Genomic DNA, 15876 nt, shown 5'->3' with positions numbered 1-15876 from the left:
GGGTTGACCTAATTCCAGGCTACTGGCTGGTACAACCGCCGTTCAGGTGAGGTGAGCGCGTGAGCAGCGGAATTGATTCCCGAGGGCGAGAGGGATCACATCAACCCTCAAATCGCCCTTAATTCTAAATGCTTCCGTTAGGCCTTACGGGTGAGTTTCTACTGGTTGAAGGCTTGATCACCGCTGTGAGCAGCATCGCTTTCCCGGCTTTTTTCGAGAGTCTGTTCCTTTCTGTCACATGTCAACACACCTGCTTCTCTCAGCGCTATTTCCGTGCCAACACAACGAGTTGACAGGTTGACTGTGATGCGAAGCTGATGCCTGTGGAGCCCTTCTTACGTGATGAGGACCCCGCTGACGCCGTGCGGTCGCTACCGGAACCGGCGAGGCGGCTGTTCCTCACGCTGTGCTGCATCAGGGAAGACGATCTCTGCGACTACGTGGTCGGTGACGCCGACGACGAGCTCGCGGTGCTGTCCGAGCACGGTTTGATCGAGATCCAGGACGGGCGGCTGAGCCTGCACCCCGGCGCGGTGGAGGCCGGACGGGCGATGGCCGACCTGGTGGACAGCCGGTTCCACGTGGCCGACCAGCTGGCCGCCATCGAGGATCAGCAGGGGCGGCACGACCGTGCGCTCGCCTTCAAGGGCGAGGCGCTCGGACTCGCTTACGCGGCAGGCGATCCGCACGAGATCAGCAAGCAGCACCACGACTACGCGGTGCTGCTCGGCCGCGTGGACACCGGATCCCCGCGGGTGCTCGCGCACTACTTCGCGTCGGCGGCCATCGCGGTGCGGGCCGACGCCCCGACTCTGGGCGGCGAGATCGAGATGCTCGCGATGTTCGCCTTCGCGTTCGGCCTGCCGGAACGCATGTCGCTGAACGACGACATCTGTGCGTTGGCCGAGGAGGTCGAGGGCGTGCGGTTGTGGGATCTGCTCGAACGTCTGCCGCAACGCGTTCCGGACGACCTGAGCCAGCTGATCACGCGCGCGATGGAGCGGGCGCAGGAGACCATGCGGGACTGGTCGCCGCTGATGACCGCCGTGGTGCTGCAGGCGGAGGGCGACGTGCAGTACGCCGCGCAACTGGCTGCCGAGCTCGCCGGCCTGGAGCAGAACCCCGGTGCGGTACAGGTGGTGCACGTCTTCCGGCGGGTCCTGGCCGGCGAGCGCGGCCCCGAACTGCTGCACGGCCTGGGCATGCTGCCGTTCGGGATGGTGTCGAAGGTCCTGGCTACCCTGCGAGAACGTGCAGGATCCTGACCGGCTTCTTCGGCGCGCCGTCGAGGGTTCCGTCCCGCCGCGGCACGATCCCGGCCTGCACGATGCGGTCCAGCGTGTCCATGCCGTGCGTGACGTGGCCGATCACGGTGTACACGGGCTTGATGTTGGCGAACGAGTGCACGATGAAGAACTCGCTGCCGTTCGTGCCGGGACCCTGGTTGCCGTACGCGATGGTGCCGCGCTCGTAGGTTTCCTTGCCGGTCACCTCGTCGGCGAACTTGTAGCCCGGCCCGCCTTCCTCGGCGCGGTAGATGTCACCGCACTGCAGCACCCCGAGCCGCGTGGTGTTCGTCAGCCGCCAGCACTGGCTCATCGTGTAGAACCAGCTGCGGGCCAGGTGCGCGAAGTTCTCCACCCCGCACGGCGCGTTGGCGCGGTCCAGCTTCGCGACCACCACGCCGTAGTTGGTCACGATGGTGACCTTCACGGTCCCCTTGGCCGGGACGGTCGACGGTGGCGGCTGAACCGGGCGGGCGGCCGGGTTCTCCGGAGTCGGGGTGAACTCGCACTTCGCGGTCGGAGGTCCGGCATGGGCGGTGGCGGGTGCCAGCACGACCATCATCAGCACAGCGAGCAGTAGCCTCATGACCGCCGACCGTAGTCGTCAAGCCCGTCACGCGGGAACGGTTTCACGCTGTTCGACCTGGGGGCGTGCCTTGCGGCGCGGCTTGCGCTCCAGCCACCACTGCGAGATCAGCAGCGGGATCGTCCACCCGGCCCAGGTCGAGATCCCGGCGATCAGGTACGGCAGCTGCGCCTCAGGCACGCTGTCGGCCAGCAGGACGAACGCGACCGCGCCCCAGATCCGGTTGCTGATGATCGAGACGGTCAGGGCGAAGCTGCGGATCATCCACTTGCGGTGGTCGCGGAACTGCCGCTTCAGCGCCGCGCGCCACGCCAGCACGGTGAAAAGCAGCCACAGCGACGCCATCAGCACGTTGCTCACCATCGCGACCGGACCGAACGGCGTCATCCAGCCGATGACCAGGCCGGCCAGTCCGGCCGGGAGCACACCGGCGATCACGTAGACGCGGCCGATGCGGCGGTGCCACGCGGGGAAGCGAGTGCGGAACCACGGCCAGATCTGGACGACGCACGTGATGATGGCGATCGACGCGCAGACGACGTGCACCACCAGCAGGGGATAGTGCGGTCCCCAGTCCGACTGCACACGCGCCGCTGCACGGTCACCGGTCAGATAGGGCGGCAGCGAGAAAGCCACGAACGCCACCACCACGAAGGCCAACGGACCCACCCAAGGCTTGCGCAACCACGTCATGACGCCACGATCGCCAACGCCGCTGACCGATCACGCACCGCTCGCTGACGTCCCGGCGGCCTGACCATGATCTGTCCACTGATCGGTCGCTTCGCGAACGCTCGACCGGCTCCAAACTGACGCGATGACTCCCGAGTCGTTGGCCGCCGTCCTCGACACGATGCCGCAGCAGCGCCAGGCCATCGCCGACGGCGAGGCCTCCGCGGAGACGTACGAGGCCGTCGCCCTGCGGGTGGCGGTCTTCGAGCGCCCTGGCAGGCCCAGCCTCGGGAAGTCGTTCCTCGCCTCCAACGGGTTCTGCACGGGGACGAACGTAGCCTGTGCTGCGGTTCTGACACCTCGCTGACACCTGGACGGGTGCACCTGTCAGGTCCCTGTGAGCGCGGCTGAGCAAGGTCAGCGCCATGAAGTCGACAGCCCTGATCGCGGCGGCCGCGCTGACGCTCCTCGTCGCGCCGGACGCGCAGGCGGCGTCCTGCAGCGGGCGCTCCTGCAACGACAAGGACCCGGTCGCCACCGGGTGCAGCAGCGGCTCCACGGTCGCGGACAGCTCGCCCATGTACCCGTCGGGTACGGCGGAGCTGCGCTGGTCGCCGACCTGCAAGACGAACTGGGTGCGGATCACGAACTACCCCGGCGGCGACTCCGGGCTGCGCATCACCGTCTGGTCGAGCAGCGACCGAGTCGGCTTCATCGCGCCGGGAACGCCGGGTAACCACTGGGGAAACATGGTCTACGCGCCCGGTTGTGCCCGTGGAGAGGTGCTGTACGTCGCCAAGGACGGCAGCCACCAGACCGAACGACTCGCGTCCAGCGACTGCTGAGGGGGCGCGCCGTGACTGGCTACATCACCGACTGAAGAACCCCAGAACCTTCGCAAGAAACCATTGAGGGAGAAGCATGTTCAGCAAGATCGCCAGCACGCTCGGTGCGGCAGTCGTCGTCGGTGGCGCGATGCTCGGGATCTCCGCGACCGCGCACGCCGAGTCGGCGCCCGGTTGCGGCCCGGTGACGCAGATCGGTTCCACCGCGTACATCACGAGCGGTGGCACCAACATCGGCTCCGTCAAGCAGTTCAAGGGCTGTGGCAAGAACTGGGCCTACACCTACGTGTGGGAGGGCTTCCGCAGCTCGCACAACAGCTGGTACGTCTGCACCTCCGTGGCCAAGGAGAAGCCGGGCAACGACGACCTCGTCGACCTGAACTGCACCAGCAACAAGGCCGACAACTGGTCGTCGGGCGCGAACACGCTCTCCGACTGCACGCACGCGGTCGGCAACATCCAGTGGGGTTCCAACGAGCCGATGGCCCGCACGAGCACCCGCTGCTGACGCTGGTTTCTAACTGATCACGCTGTCCAGCAGGTTGTCTCTGCGCAGACCGGGTGTGCCGAGCAGTTCGGCCGCCCGGTCCGCGTGCTTTTCCAGCCCTGCCTTGACGAGCGTGCGCCGGGCGACACCCTCGCCGTACCGGTCGCCGCGCGCACTGGTGATCTCGAGGCAGCGCTCGGCGTCCTTTGTGGCCTGTTCCGGTTTTCCGCTCGCCAGCAACACTTCCGCGCGGCACAGCAGAGCCTGCCACTCGTCGTTGTGCTCACCGGTCGCCCGGCAGAGCTCGATGCACTCGTCCAGCGCGGTCAGAGCCTCGTCCAACCGGCCGAGCTTGAACAAAGCCTGACCCTGAGAAGCCAACGCGTAGGCCGTGCCCGCCGCGTCCTCGTCCTGACGAGCGAATCCCAGGCTCTCGGTGGCCGCGTCCAGGGCCTGCTCGTACCGGCCGGCGACCTGGTGCACCTGGGCCAGCGCCGAGAGCGGAACCCGTTGCGCGCCAGCAGGCCCGTGCTCCTCGATGAGCTTGATCGCGACAGCGAGAGTGTCCAAAGCCTCGTCCAGCTGCCCCAGCTCACGTTGGATCGTGCCGATTCCCGCGAGCGCACGGCCCTGCCCGAACGGGTCGTCGGCCCGCGCCTCCAGCACTTCCTCCAGCTGGGCGCGAGCGGTCTCGAACGAGCCGATCCTGCGGTTCGCCGCCGACTGCACGAGCAGCGCGGTCTGCAACGCGGCCGAGGTGCCGATCGTCCGCGCCGCCCGCAGAGCGATCTGGCCGAGCTCGATCAGGTCGGCGACTCTGTCCTGTTTGAACAGATGCGGGTACAGCATGTGCGCGATGGCCAGGGCGTGGTCGGCCAGCGCCGGTTCGGTCATGGTGGAACGCGCTGCCGCCAGCAGGTTCTCGGCCTCGTCCGTCAGCCACTGCAACGGCTCGTCGAGGTCCTGTTGCGTGGCCGAGTTCGTCAGAGCGCCGTACGCGTGCGGCCGCAGCTTCTTCAACGCGGCGGTGAGAGTCTCGCGGTAGTGCGTCAAGGCACGGGTCAACGCGTCGTGCTTCTCGGCGTTGGGATGCTCGGCCCCGAAGAGTCGCAGCAGGTCGTGCACCCGATACCGCTCCGGGCCGCACGGTTCCACGAGCTTCGCGTCCACCAGCGGATCCAGCACGCGATCCACGTCGTCCTGCCCGAGCAACGCCTGCGCGGTCGACTCGCTCACCGAAGGCACGTTGAGGCAGCACAACAGGATGAACGCCCTGGTCGACCGCTCGTCCAACCCTTCGAAGCTCAGCTGGAAGCTCGTCCGCACACCGAGGTCGTCGAAGTTCAGCTCGTCCAGCCGGTGGCGCTGGTCCGCGAGCCGCTTCGCCAACGTCGCGGTCGTCCAGTCCGGCCGTGACCGCAGCCGCGCGGCCGCGATCGTCAACGCGAGCGGCAGGTAGTCGCAGGCCCGAGCGACCTGCCGAGCCGCATCGCCGTCGGAACCGAGCAGCCTGACCGCGTCGTCCTCGGCCAACGGATCGAGCCGGACGTGCTGAGCGCCCAGCGTCGCGAGCATCCGGCGGCTGGTGATCAGCACGGTCGACCCGGCCTCACCTGGCAGCAACGGGCCGACCTGGGCCGCGTCCACCGCGTTGTCCAGCAGGATCAGCACTTTGCGCCGGGCCAGCGTCGACCGGTACAACGCGGCCGCTTCCGACGTGTCGGTGGGCACGGCGAGCGGTGGCGTGCCGAGCGCGCGCAGGAAGCGGCGCAGCACCTCGGCGGACGACAACGGTGAACGGCCGGGCGTGGCGCCGTGCAGGTCGACGTACAGCTGACCGTCCGGGAAACGTTCGGCCATCGCGTGCGCGGCCGCGGTCGCGAGAGCGCTCTTGCCCTGCCCGCCAGGCCCGTGCACGGCGATCACGGTCTCCGCGGACCCGGTGATCAGCGAGATCTCGGCGCCGCGCCCGACGAACGGCTCCGGCGCCTTGGGCAGCTCACGCGGCACGGCCGGGATGTCGCCCTGCAGGATCGCCGCGTGCAGGTCCTTGAGCTCCTGCCCGGGATCGAGCCCGAGCTCGTCGGCCAGGTGCCGCCTGCCCTCGTCGTACACCCGCAGCGCGTCCGCCTGCCGTCCGCTGCGGTGCAACGCGACCATGAGGGCGCCCCGCAGCCGTTCCCTGGTCGGGTGTTCGGTGACGTACCCGGTCAGCTCGCCGGTGACCTCGTGGTGACGGCCTTCCTTGATCGCCTTGTCGACCCGTCGCTCGATCGCCCCGAGGCGCTCTTCCTCCAACTGGTTCGCGAGCTGCGTGTTCGTCGTCAGCTCGGCCAGCGCCGGGCCGCGCCAGTGACTCAGCGCTTCGTCCGGATCTTCGGCCTCGCGGAACAGCTGCAGGTCGAGCGATCGATCCGGGATGTCGAGCCGGTAGCCCTGCCGGGACCACTCCAGCGAGACGCCGGGCAGGTCCTTGAGAGCCCGCCTGAGCTGCGACACGTGCACCTGCACGGCCTTGCGCGCGCTGGCAGGCGGATCACCGTCCCACAAGATCGACATGAGGTGGTCGACGCTGACGGTCTGGCCGGCGTGCAGGAGCAGGAGAACCAGGACCTGGCGCGGCTGACCTGCGGAGATGCGCACGTCCCGCTGCCCGTGCGTGACGAGCAGCGGCCCAAGCACCCCGAACCGAACGCCGTCCACGCAGGCAACGATATCCCGTCTATAACGGTGTTGCGGCCGCTACGCTCGGTGAGGTGACCATGCACCGGCTGCACATCAACGGTGAGATCCGCGAGGTCGACGCCGACCCGGAAACCCCGCTGCTCTGGGTCCTGCGCGACCGTCTCGGCCTGACCGGCGCGAAGTACGGCTGCGGCGTCGGCTTCTGCGGAGCGTGCACGTCCATAGTGGACGGCCAGGCGTTCCGGCCGTGCCAGCACACCGTGGAGAGCATGGCCGAGCAGGACGTGCTGACGATCGAAGGCGTCGAGGACCACCCGGTGCAACGGGCCTGGCTGGACGAGGACGTCGCGCAGTGCGGCTACTGCCAGCCGGGCCAGATCATGGCGACCATCGCGTTGCTCGCCAAGCACCCGGACCCGACCGACGAGGACATCGACGAGGCGTTGCGGGACAACATCTGCCGGTGCGGCACCTATCCCAGGATCCGCAAGGCGATCAGGAACGCCGTGGAGCGGATGAAGGCATGAATCCTTTTGTGCGCATCGACAAGGCATCTGGCCGGATCACGGTCACCGTCCCGGTTCCGGACACGGGACAAGGAGTGCGCACCGCCGTCGCCATGATGGTCGCGGAGGAGCTGAAGGTCCCGGTCGAGAGCCTCGCGATCGAACAGGCGGAGGGTGATCCGGACACGTACGGCCCGCAGATCTCCGCCAACTCCAACACGATGCAGCGCGTCCACGAGCCGATCCGCACGGCCGCGGCGACCGTCCGCCACCTGCTGGTCAAGGCGGCCGCGCGACGCTGGCAGGTCGCGGAGGCCGAATGCCGTGCTGCGGACGGGTTCGTGCGGCACGGCGACTCGCGGTTCAGCTATCGGGAACTGGCCGAGGAAGCAGCGGCTCTCACTCCGGGCGAGGTCGAGCTGACACCGCGGGACGAGTGGCAGGTGCTCGGAAACCCGGCGGTCAAACGGGTGGATCAGGACGCCATCGTCACGGGCAAACTCGCCTACGCCGTCGACCAGCCGTCCGACCTGGTGGCGGTGATCGCCAGGCCACCGTGGATCGGCGCCGCCCCAACGGATTTCGACGCCACCGGCGTCCGTGACGCCGAGGTCGTCCGGTTGGCCGACGGGTTCGCGTTGCTGGCCGAAGACACCTACACCGCGATCAAGGCGCGCGAAAATCTCAAAACGTCCTGGCAGGGCGGTTTCCCGGACGCCGACAGCGACCAGTGGCTCGCGGAGCTCGAAGCCGCTTTGCCAGCAGGAAACACGCCACCGGGTGCGTTCATCGAAAAGATCTTCGTCACCCCGATGCTCGCCCACGCGCCGATGGAACCGCCGACGGCGACGGCAGAGGTCAACGGCGGCGCGGTGACGCTGTGGGCGCCGACGCAGGCTCCTGACCGGGTGCGCAAACTTCTGGAAGAGGAGTTCGAGAGCGTCAGGGTGATCCCGACCAGAGCGGGTGGCGCGTTCGGGCGGAAGTTCGAGACCGACTTCATCTTGGAAGCAGTCCAGCTCGCACGGCACACCGGCAAGACCGTGAAAGTGCTGTGGACGAGAGACGACGACATCCAGCACGACTCGTACCGTCCATTGTCGGTCCATCGCGTACGAGCAACGGTCAACGACGAAGGACTACCCGTCTGGCGGGATCATGCCGTTTCCACCTGGCCTCTGTCGTCCATGCTGGATGTCACGAGCAACCCGCAGATGATGAAGATGATGTCGGCCGGCAAGTATCCGTACGACGTGCCGGGAGAGGTCCACTTCGCCATCACGTCCCCGCCGATCAGAACCGGCTTCTGGCGCAGCGTCTACGCAGGCCAGTTGGTTTATGCAGACGAGATGTTCCTGAGTGGCCTGGAGATGGCGGACAACCAGGTCGAACGCCGGTTGAAGCTGCTGGCTGACCAGCGAGTCAGAAAAGTTCTGGAAGCCGCCGCGGAAGCGCACGAAGGAGCGCCACAAGCCGTTGCCTGCCACCGCGACTACGGTTCGGTCATCGCGGTGATCGCTGAAACGACGCACAACGGCCGTACGAAAATCACCGCGGCGGTCGACGTCGGCACCGCACTGCACCCGCCGGGTGTCCGCCAACAGGTCGAAGGCGCGGTCATGGACGCGATCTCGGTGGCACAAGGTGCGCAAATCACGGTCAGACAGGGAAAAGTCGTGCAAAAATCGTTCGGGGACTACCCGTGGGCGCGCATCGGCGACACACCCGAGATCAACGTCGTCGTGCTGGAGTCGGACGCACCCGTGGGCGGATTGGGTGAGCTGGCGTACCCGGCTGCCGCAGCGGCACTCGGATTTCTTTCACGCTGAAAACAGAACAGGGATTTGCGGTAGCGTTCGTATTAGTGGGTCACCTCATTGGAGTAACGGCGGTGCCGCGATCATCCCGAGTCGGGCATCATCACCGTGCTCGACCAAGTCGTAGAACGAGGGGTCTCGTGTGACCATCTTCCGTGCCGGCCGGACCGGAGCGTGGTGGATGTACCTGGTGGCAGGTCACCTGCTGCTGGGTGTCTACTACCTGATTCCGGTCAGCCCTGCGGGGACAACGGGACAAACGGTGCGTGTGGTGCTCTACTGCACGATCAGCGCCTCGGCCGCGATCGCGACATTCTGGGGTGTCAAGCGCAACCGTCCCCAATGGCGGCGGCCGTGGGTGTTCCTCGCACTCAGCCAGGTCGTTTACGCGATGGCCGACCTCACGTTCTACACATCGCACTACGTCTTCCAGTACGACGTTTACCCCTCGTACGCGGACATCTTCTACCTCGGGCATTACCCGTTGATGGTCGCCGGTGTGATCCTGCTGATCCGCCGCCGCGCCCCGGGCCTCGACCTGCCGAGCCTGCTCGACGCCGCCGTGCTCGCGGTCGTCGCGGGCATGGCGTCCTGGCTCTACGTGATCGGCCCGCAGGCGCGGCTCACGTCACCGGTGCTGGTGAAGGTCGCGTCGCTCGGCTACCCGATGATGGATCTCGCCCTCTTCGTGGTGGCACTGCGTTTAATCTTCGGCGCCGGTCCGCGGCCCCGCGCGTTCGTCCTGCTGACGGCGAACCTGCTGGGAATCCTCACCGCGGACACGATCTACGTGCTGCAGCGGCTCGACGGCAGCTACCACGCGGGCAACTTCCTCGACGCGATCTGGTTGTCCGCCAACCTGTGCATCGGTGCGGCGGCACTGCACCCGACGATGGCGCGCCTCGTGGATCGCGCGCACGTCAAGGACGTCGGCCTGTCCCGCGGCCGGATCATCGCGCTGTCGTCGGCCGCGCTCGCCGCGCCGGTGCTGATGCTGATCCACGACGTCGGCCAGTCGTCGCAGGACGTCCTGGTGATCGCGGCCGGCAGCGCGCTGCTGTCGTTGCTGATCATCGCGCGGCTCGCGGGGCTCGTGGCGGACCAGCGCAAGCTCGCGATCACCGACAGCCTGACCGGGTTGCACACCCGCAGGTTCTTCGAGGCCCAGCTGCCGCTGGAGATCGCGCGCGCACGCCGCAACGACGGTTCCGTGGCGGTGTTCATCATCGACGTGGACCGCTTCAAGTCGATCAACGACAACTACGGCCACCCGGCGGGCGACGACGTGCTGATGGAGGTCGCGGGCCGGCTGCGCGCGGCGTCCAGGTCGGGTGAGGTGCTGGCGCGGTACGGCGGCGAGGAGTTCGCGCTGCTCGTGCCGGACGCAGGCCCCGGCCGGTTGTCCGTGATCGCCAACCGGCTGCGTGAACGGGTGGCGGAGAAGCCGATCCCGGTCAACGCGGGCAACGACGACATCCCGTTGTCGGTCACGGTGTCCGTCGGTTCGGCGAGCTTCCCGACGCACGGCGACGGCCCGGACGACATCGTGGTGATCGCGGACCGCGCCCTGTACGCGGCGAAGGCTGCCGGGCGCAACCGGATCGCGGTCGGCCCGGAGCCGTTGCCCGCGGTCGATCCCGACACCGACGGCGCGATGGCGGAGTTCCTCTGCCAGGTCGCCGACCGGGTGGACGGGTGGCTGCACCGCTACGACCACAGCCGTTCGGTGTCGCGCTGGGCCGGCGTGGCGGCGGGGGAGTTCGGGCTCGACGCGCCGACGATCAGGATCACGCAGCTCGCGGGGCGCCTGCACGACATCGGCAAGGTCATCATTCCCGAGGTGGTGCTGACCAAGCCGGGTGCGCTGTCGGAGGAGGAGTGGCGGTTGTTGCGGCAACACCCCGACTTCGGCTACCGGCTCGCGCGGATGGTGCCGGGGTTCGCGGGCGTGGCGCACGTGATCAGGCAGCAGCACGAACGTTATGACGGCGACGGCTACCCGGACGGGTTGCGCGGCGCGGACATCCGGGCCGAGGCGCGCATCTTGTCCGTATGCGTGGCTTGGGCCGCGATGCGGTCGAATCGTCCACATCAGACCGCGCTGGACGAGAACCGGGCGCGGCGCGAGCTGTGGGCCGGTCGCGGCGAGCAGTTCGACCCGGACGTCGTGGACCTCTTCCTGGATCTCCACACGCAGGGCAGCATCGGGACGCTCCGTCCGTCCGGATTGTCCGTTCAGGAGGCTGGTTTTCCGGCGGACTTCAGGCCTTGATCATCTGGTGATGGCATGCTCTGCGCCATGAGCACGGAGTACGCCATCCCCGCAGAGGTGCCGAGCCCGGAACGACCGGCGCCACCGGGTGGGCCGTTGGGGCGGTGGCTGCTCGCGGACCGTGTGGCGCCTTCCGGCCCGGAGAGCCACGAGTCGCACGCCAAGCCGCACGCCTGGTGGAAGGTCATGACGCTGACCGGCGTCGACTACTTCTCCACGCTGTCGTACCTGCCGGGTATCGCGGCGCTGGCGGCCGGCGCGCTGTCACCGCTCGCGACGCTGCTCATCGTGGCGTTGACGCTGCTGGGCATGCTGCCGATGTACCGGCGGGTGGCGAAGGAGAGCCCGAACGGCCAGGGCTCGGTGGCGATGCTCGAGGACCTGCTGCCGTTCTGGCGCGGCAAGGTCTTCGTGCTGGTGCTGCTCGGGTTCGTGGCGACGTCGTGGATCATCACGATCACGCTGTCCGCGGCCGACGCCTCGGTGCACGCGCTGGAGAACCCGTACGTGCCCGAGTCGCTGCGCGGGTACGAGATGGCGTTGACGATCGTGCTGCTGCTGATTCTCGGCGGCGTGTTCCTGATGGGCTTCAGCGAGGCCGTGGGCGTCGCGATCCCGTTGGTCGCGGTGTTCCTCGTCCTGAACGCCGTTGTGGCCGTGGTGGGGCTCGTGGACGTCTTCGCGACGCCGGACGCTCTTGATCGCTGGATCTCCGCACTGGGGTCGCACGGCAACGGGGTCTTCGGCGTGGTCGGCCCGGCGATCTTGGCGTTTCCGTTGCTGGTGCTCGGTTTGTCCGGCTTCGAGACCGGTGTGTCGATGATGCCGCTGGTGTCGGCTTCCGGGAAGACGCCGGAGGAGCGGCTGGAGAGCCGGGTGCGCAACACCCGCAAGCTGCTGACGACCGCCGCGCTGATCATGTCGGTGTACCTGATCGCGACGTCGTTCATCACGACTGTGCTGGTGCCGCAGGAGAAGTTCGCTCCCGGCGGCCCGGCGAACGGCCGTGCGCTGGCCTACCTGGCGCACGAGCTGCTCGGCGAGGTGTTCGGCACCGTCTACGACATCTCGAGCATCCTGATCCTGTGGTTCGCGGGCGCGTCCGCGATGGCCGGTCTGATCAACATCGTGCCGCGGTACCTGCCTTCCTACGGCATGGCACCGGAATGGGGCCGCGCGGTCCGTCCGGTCGTGATCGTCTACACGCTCATCTGCATAGTCATCACGATCATCTTCAAGGCCGATGTGAACGCGCAGGCCGGTGCGTACGCCACCGGAATCCTCGCGATGATGGTGTCCGGTTCGTTCGCCGTCACGGTTTCCGCGTGGCGCAAGAAGCAGCGCGGCGCGACCGCCGGCTTCACCGTCCTGACGCTGGTGCTGCTGTACGCGCTGGTGGAGAACGTGATCGAGAAGCCGGACGGCATCACGATCTCGTTCTTCTTCATCCTCGGCATCGTCGCGATCTCGTTGGTGTCGCGGATCTCCCGCACGACCGAGCTGCGCGTTGACAAGATCAAGTTCGACGAGAAGGCGCGCGACTTCATCACCTACACCATCGCGAACGACGGCCGGATCACGTTGATCGCGAACCGCCGTCAGGACGGTGACAAGGCGGAGTACGACGAGAAGGAGAACGAGCAGCGCGGGATCAACCCGGTACCGGGCAGCGCGGACGTGATCTTCCTGGAGATCGACATCGTCGACCCGTCGGCGTTCAGCAACGTGTTGTGCGTCCAGGGTTTCGAGGTGGACGGGCATCGCATCCTGCGCGCTTCCGCCCCGGCCGCGCCGAACGCGATCGCGGCGATCCTGCTGGCGTTGCGCGACTCGACCGGTGTGATCCCGCACGCGCACTTCGAGTGGTCGGAAGGAAATCCGCTCGGCCACCTGTTCCGCTACCTGATCCTCGGCCGCGGCGATACGCCTCCGGTCGTACGCGAGATCATCCGCTCGGCCGAGAAGGATCCTGCTCGACGGCCACGCGTGCACGTCGGATAGCTGTCAGACTTCCCCACGTACGTACGTCTGCTGGGGAAGGACGATATGTATCGGAAGTTGTTGGTATTCGGAGTTTCTCTTGTTGTCGTGGCAGCGGGGATCATGCCCGCTGCCGCGTCTGCCGATGCTCGCCCGGTTCGGTCGTGCGCGGATCTGGTGCGCACGTTCGACGTGCCTTCCGCGCGCACTCAGGTGACGTCGGCTGTGGTTGTTGCTGGTACACCGGAGTTCTGCGATGTTCGCGGCACGATCGAGCCTCACGTGGGCTTCCAGCTGAAGCTGCCTCTGCGCGGGTACCAGGGCCGCTATCTGCAGTACGGGTGTGGCGGATTCTGCGGAATCACCGCTGATCCGGCCTTTCCGCAGGGCTGCGGGCCGGCGTTCGGTGACGCGGCGGTGGCCGCGACCGACGACGGCCACCAGGTCTCGGCGGAGAACCCGTTCGACACCACCTGGGCCGTGCACGACCAGCAGGCCCGTGACGACTACTTCTACCGCGCGCCACACGCGTTGTCGAAGGTGTCGAAGGCAATCATCAAAGCGTTCTACGGCAAGGCGCCTGCCCAGTCCTACTTCAGCGGGTGCTCGAACGGCGGCCGTGAAGCGCTGCTGCTCGCCCAGCGCTACCCGCACGACTTCGACGGGATCATCGCGGCGGCACCGGGTGCGTACTACAGCGCGCTGATCGGCTACCAGGCGTGGATCGCGCGCAACACCATCCCGAACGACAAGCTCTTCCTGTTGCACGGCGCGGTGATGGCCGCGTGCGACGGTCTCGACGGTTTGGTGGACGGGCAGATCGACGACCCGCGGCTGTGCAGGTTCGATCCCGGAACGCTTGCGGGTCAGCTGACCGACGACGAGATCGCGCGGGTGCGCAACCTCTACGCCGGACCGTCCGACCGGGGTGTGCGGCTCTACCCCGGTGGCCAGCCCTACGGCTCGGAGATCTCGTGGACGTTCTGGCTCAACCCAACCCCGGGGCTCGGCAGGGGAGTCGCCGCGGAGCTGGCCGACAACGGGTTGAAGAACCTCGTCTACCCGATCGGGAAGCCGTCCTCGTCGCTCGAGTCGTTCGAGTTCACCGTCCGCGAGCTGCGGCGGGTAGCGCAGGAGACGGTCAAGGCGAACTCGTTGTCCCTGGACCTGCGGGAGTTCCGGCGTTCCGGCGGCAAACTGATCATCTGGCACGGCGCAGGGGATCAGGGCATCCCCTTCGAGGGCACGCTCGACTACTGGCAGCGCCTGACGGGTGGTCGTGCCGCGGACTGGGCGCGGTTGTTCGTCGTGCCTTCGATGTGGCACTGCCAGGGCGGCGACACCCTGACCGACTTCGACCCGTTCCGCGAGCTGGTCTCCTGGGTCGAGCACGGGGTCGCGCCGGAGAAGGTGATCGCGTCCGGCCGGGATGCGGATGGCACTGTGGTGCGCACGCGTCCGGTGTTCCCGTATCCGTTGCGTGCTCTCTATGACGGTTCGGGCTCGGTGGACGACGCGGCGAATTTCGTTGCTGCGCCTGGGTATGGTTTCTCCGACCGGATCCGGTGGGCCGGTGAGGATCTGTATCACCGGCCCGGACCCGTTGCGCCCTAACGGAGTTGTTGGGGCTTAACGGAACTTCTCGATGGCGGCGGCGATGGCCTGGTCCATGCTGTTGCCCTCCATGATGAGATGGCCGGCGTCGTTCAGGATCACCAGTTCGGCGTCGGGCCACCTCTTCGCGATCTCCCACGCGGTGGTCAGCGGTCCGCCGAAGTCGTTGCGGCCGTGGATGAGCACGCCCGGGATGCCCTTGAGCCTGTGCAGGTTGTCGAAGATGTAGGTCGGCTCGAGGAAGCAGTCGTTGCCCCAGTAGTGCGTGACTGTCCGCGCCAGCTGGTACCGCATGACCGGGTCCGCGTACCGGGTGCCTTCGAAGTCGTTGTCGCCGCCGGTGATGGTGGAGAGGTCCCACTTGTTCCAGTCCCACGCGGCTTTCTCGCGGGTTGTTCGGTCCGGGGAGTTGAGGAGCTTGTTGTAGGCGAGGGCGAGGTTGCCGTCGCGGTCTTCTTCCGGGACGCCGTTCTGGAAGGCTTCGAAGTAGTCCGGGAAGAACAGCCCCAGGCCTCGGGTGATCCACTCGATCTCTTCCGGGCGGCCTGCCGTCACCGCGGGGATGATGATTTCGCTGACGCGGTGCGGGTGTTGGATGGCGTAGGCGAGGGCCAGGGTCGAACCCCAGGAGCCGCCTTCGACCAGCCACTTTTCTATGTTCAGGTGTTCGCGGAGTTTCTCGGCGTCGTCGATCAGGTGCTGGGTGGTGTTGAGCGACATGTCGGTTTGCGGGTCGCTGGCCGGCGGGGTGCTCTTGCCGCATCCGCGTTGGCTCCACAGGACCAGTTTCCAGTGATCCGGGTCGAAGTCCTCGCGCCATCGGGTGTTGAGGCCGGAGCCTGGGCCGCCGTGGAAGACGACGGCGGGCTTGCCGTTGGGGTTGCCGCTGACCTCGTAGTGGATTCGCTGGTTGTCGCCGACGTCTAGCATGCCCTGGTCGTAGGGCTCCACCTGTGGGTACATGGGGTGGAGGGTATTGAGGGCTGGGGGCTGCCGCGCCTCAGTTTTGGCTGGGCGCTGTCGCGCAGGGGCGCTTTACGCCGGGCGGTCGGGGCGCCTTGCGTCGCTAGGTCGCGTTTAGAGAATTGGACGAGTGTTGGTTGCGTCATCGCCGCTTCGCGACGAT

Annotated in this window: 13 protein-coding genes; 9 read left to right on the top strand and 4 right to left on the bottom strand. The window is 67.3% G+C overall.

From position 1 onward, the window contains the following. Positions 1-323: 323 nt before the first annotated feature. Positions 324-1265 carry a hypothetical protein gene (locus UK23_RS13060; protein WP_156213069.1) on the top strand — a complete coding sequence of 314 codons (942 nt, stop codon included), beginning with the start codon at positions 324-326 and terminating at the stop codon, positions 1263-1265. On the opposite strand, the gene UK23_RS13055 is transcribed toward UK23_RS13060, so the two are convergent. Further along, positions 1237-1872 (bottom strand): peptidylprolyl isomerase, encoded by a 636-nt coding sequence (locus UK23_RS13055; protein ID WP_045311739.1) that lies wholly within the window; start codon positions 1870-1872, stop codon positions 1237-1239. The two genes, UK23_RS13060 and UK23_RS13055, sit on opposite strands and share 29 nt — an antisense overlap. Before the next feature lie 27 nt (positions 1873-1899). Beyond that, complete coding sequence (locus UK23_RS13050) at positions 1900-2565, bottom strand: DUF2306 domain-containing protein (protein WP_045311738.1); 666 nt, start codon at positions 2563-2565, stop codon at positions 1900-1902. Positions 2566-2689: 124 nt separating this feature from the next. Here UK23_RS13050 and UK23_RS13045 point away from each other — a divergent pair, with 124 nt between their 5' ends. From UK23_RS13045 to UK23_RS48590, 3 genes are all read left to right on the top strand, one after another. Then, a complete protein-coding gene (locus UK23_RS13045; protein ID WP_045311737.1) occupies positions 2690-2911 on the top strand; it encodes a hypothetical protein in 222 nt (73 codons plus the stop codon). 58 nt (positions 2912-2969) lie between these two features. After that, the gene (locus UK23_RS13040; protein ID WP_045311736.1) at positions 2970-3389 is read left to right on the top strand and encodes a DUF2690 domain-containing protein; all 420 of its coding nucleotides are present in this window, start codon (positions 2970-2972) and stop codon (positions 3387-3389) included. Between the two features lie 76 nt (positions 3390-3465). After that, a complete protein-coding gene (locus tag UK23_RS48590; RefSeq protein ID WP_052684620.1) occupies positions 3466-3897 on the top strand; it encodes a hypothetical protein in 432 nt (143 codons plus the stop codon). A 9-nt stretch (positions 3898-3906) separates the two neighbouring features. On the opposite strand, the gene UK23_RS13030 is transcribed toward UK23_RS48590, so the two are convergent. Further along, the gene (locus tag UK23_RS13030; RefSeq protein ID WP_045311735.1) at positions 3907-6579 is read right to left on the bottom strand and encodes an AfsR/SARP family transcriptional regulator; all 2673 of its coding nucleotides are present in this window, start codon (positions 6577-6579) and stop codon (positions 3907-3909) included. Positions 6580-6638: 59 nt separating this feature from the next. On the opposite strand from UK23_RS13030, the gene UK23_RS13025 reads away from it, so the two are divergent. From UK23_RS13025 to UK23_RS13005, 5 genes are all read left to right on the top strand, one after another. Beyond that, on the top strand, positions 6639-7088 hold the full coding sequence (locus UK23_RS13025) for a (2Fe-2S)-binding protein (RefSeq protein WP_045311734.1): 450 nt from the start codon (positions 6639-6641) through the stop codon (positions 7086-7088). After that, the gene (locus UK23_RS13020; protein WP_082114613.1) at positions 7085-8896 is read left to right on the top strand and encodes a molybdopterin cofactor-binding domain-containing protein; all 1812 of its coding nucleotides are present in this window, start codon (positions 7085-7087) and stop codon (positions 8894-8896) included. The genes UK23_RS13025 and UK23_RS13020 overlap by 4 nt, the downstream gene beginning before the upstream one ends. A 130-nt stretch (positions 8897-9026) precedes the next feature. Then, the gene (locus UK23_RS13015) at positions 9027-11156 is read left to right on the top strand and encodes a diguanylate cyclase (protein WP_231114488.1); all 2130 of its coding nucleotides are present in this window, start codon (positions 9027-9029) and stop codon (positions 11154-11156) included. A gap of 27 nt (positions 11157-11183) precedes the next feature. Beyond that, entirely contained in the window at positions 11184-13157 is a 1974-nt protein-coding gene (locus tag UK23_RS13010; protein ID WP_045311732.1) for an amino acid transporter, read from the top strand. Between the two features lie 87 nt (positions 13158-13244). Further along, positions 13245-14750 carry a tannase/feruloyl esterase family alpha/beta hydrolase gene (locus UK23_RS13005; protein ID WP_231114487.1) on the top strand — a complete coding sequence of 502 codons (1506 nt, stop codon included), beginning with the start codon at positions 13245-13247 and terminating at the stop codon, positions 14748-14750. A gap of 15 nt (positions 14751-14765) precedes the next feature. Here the strand turns inward: UK23_RS13005 and pip are convergent, their stop codons facing one another. Next, entirely contained in the window at positions 14766-15713 is a 948-nt protein-coding gene (pip, locus tag UK23_RS13000; RefSeq protein ID WP_045311730.1) for a prolyl aminopeptidase, read from the bottom strand. Positions 15714-15876 lie beyond the last annotated feature (163 nt).

The organism is Lentzea aerocolonigenes, assembly GCF_000955955.1.
Taxonomy (GTDB): domain Bacteria; phylum Actinomycetota; class Actinomycetes; order Mycobacteriales; family Pseudonocardiaceae; genus Lentzea; species Lentzea aerocolonigenes_A.
This window is presented reverse-complemented; position numbering and strand designations above follow the sequence as displayed.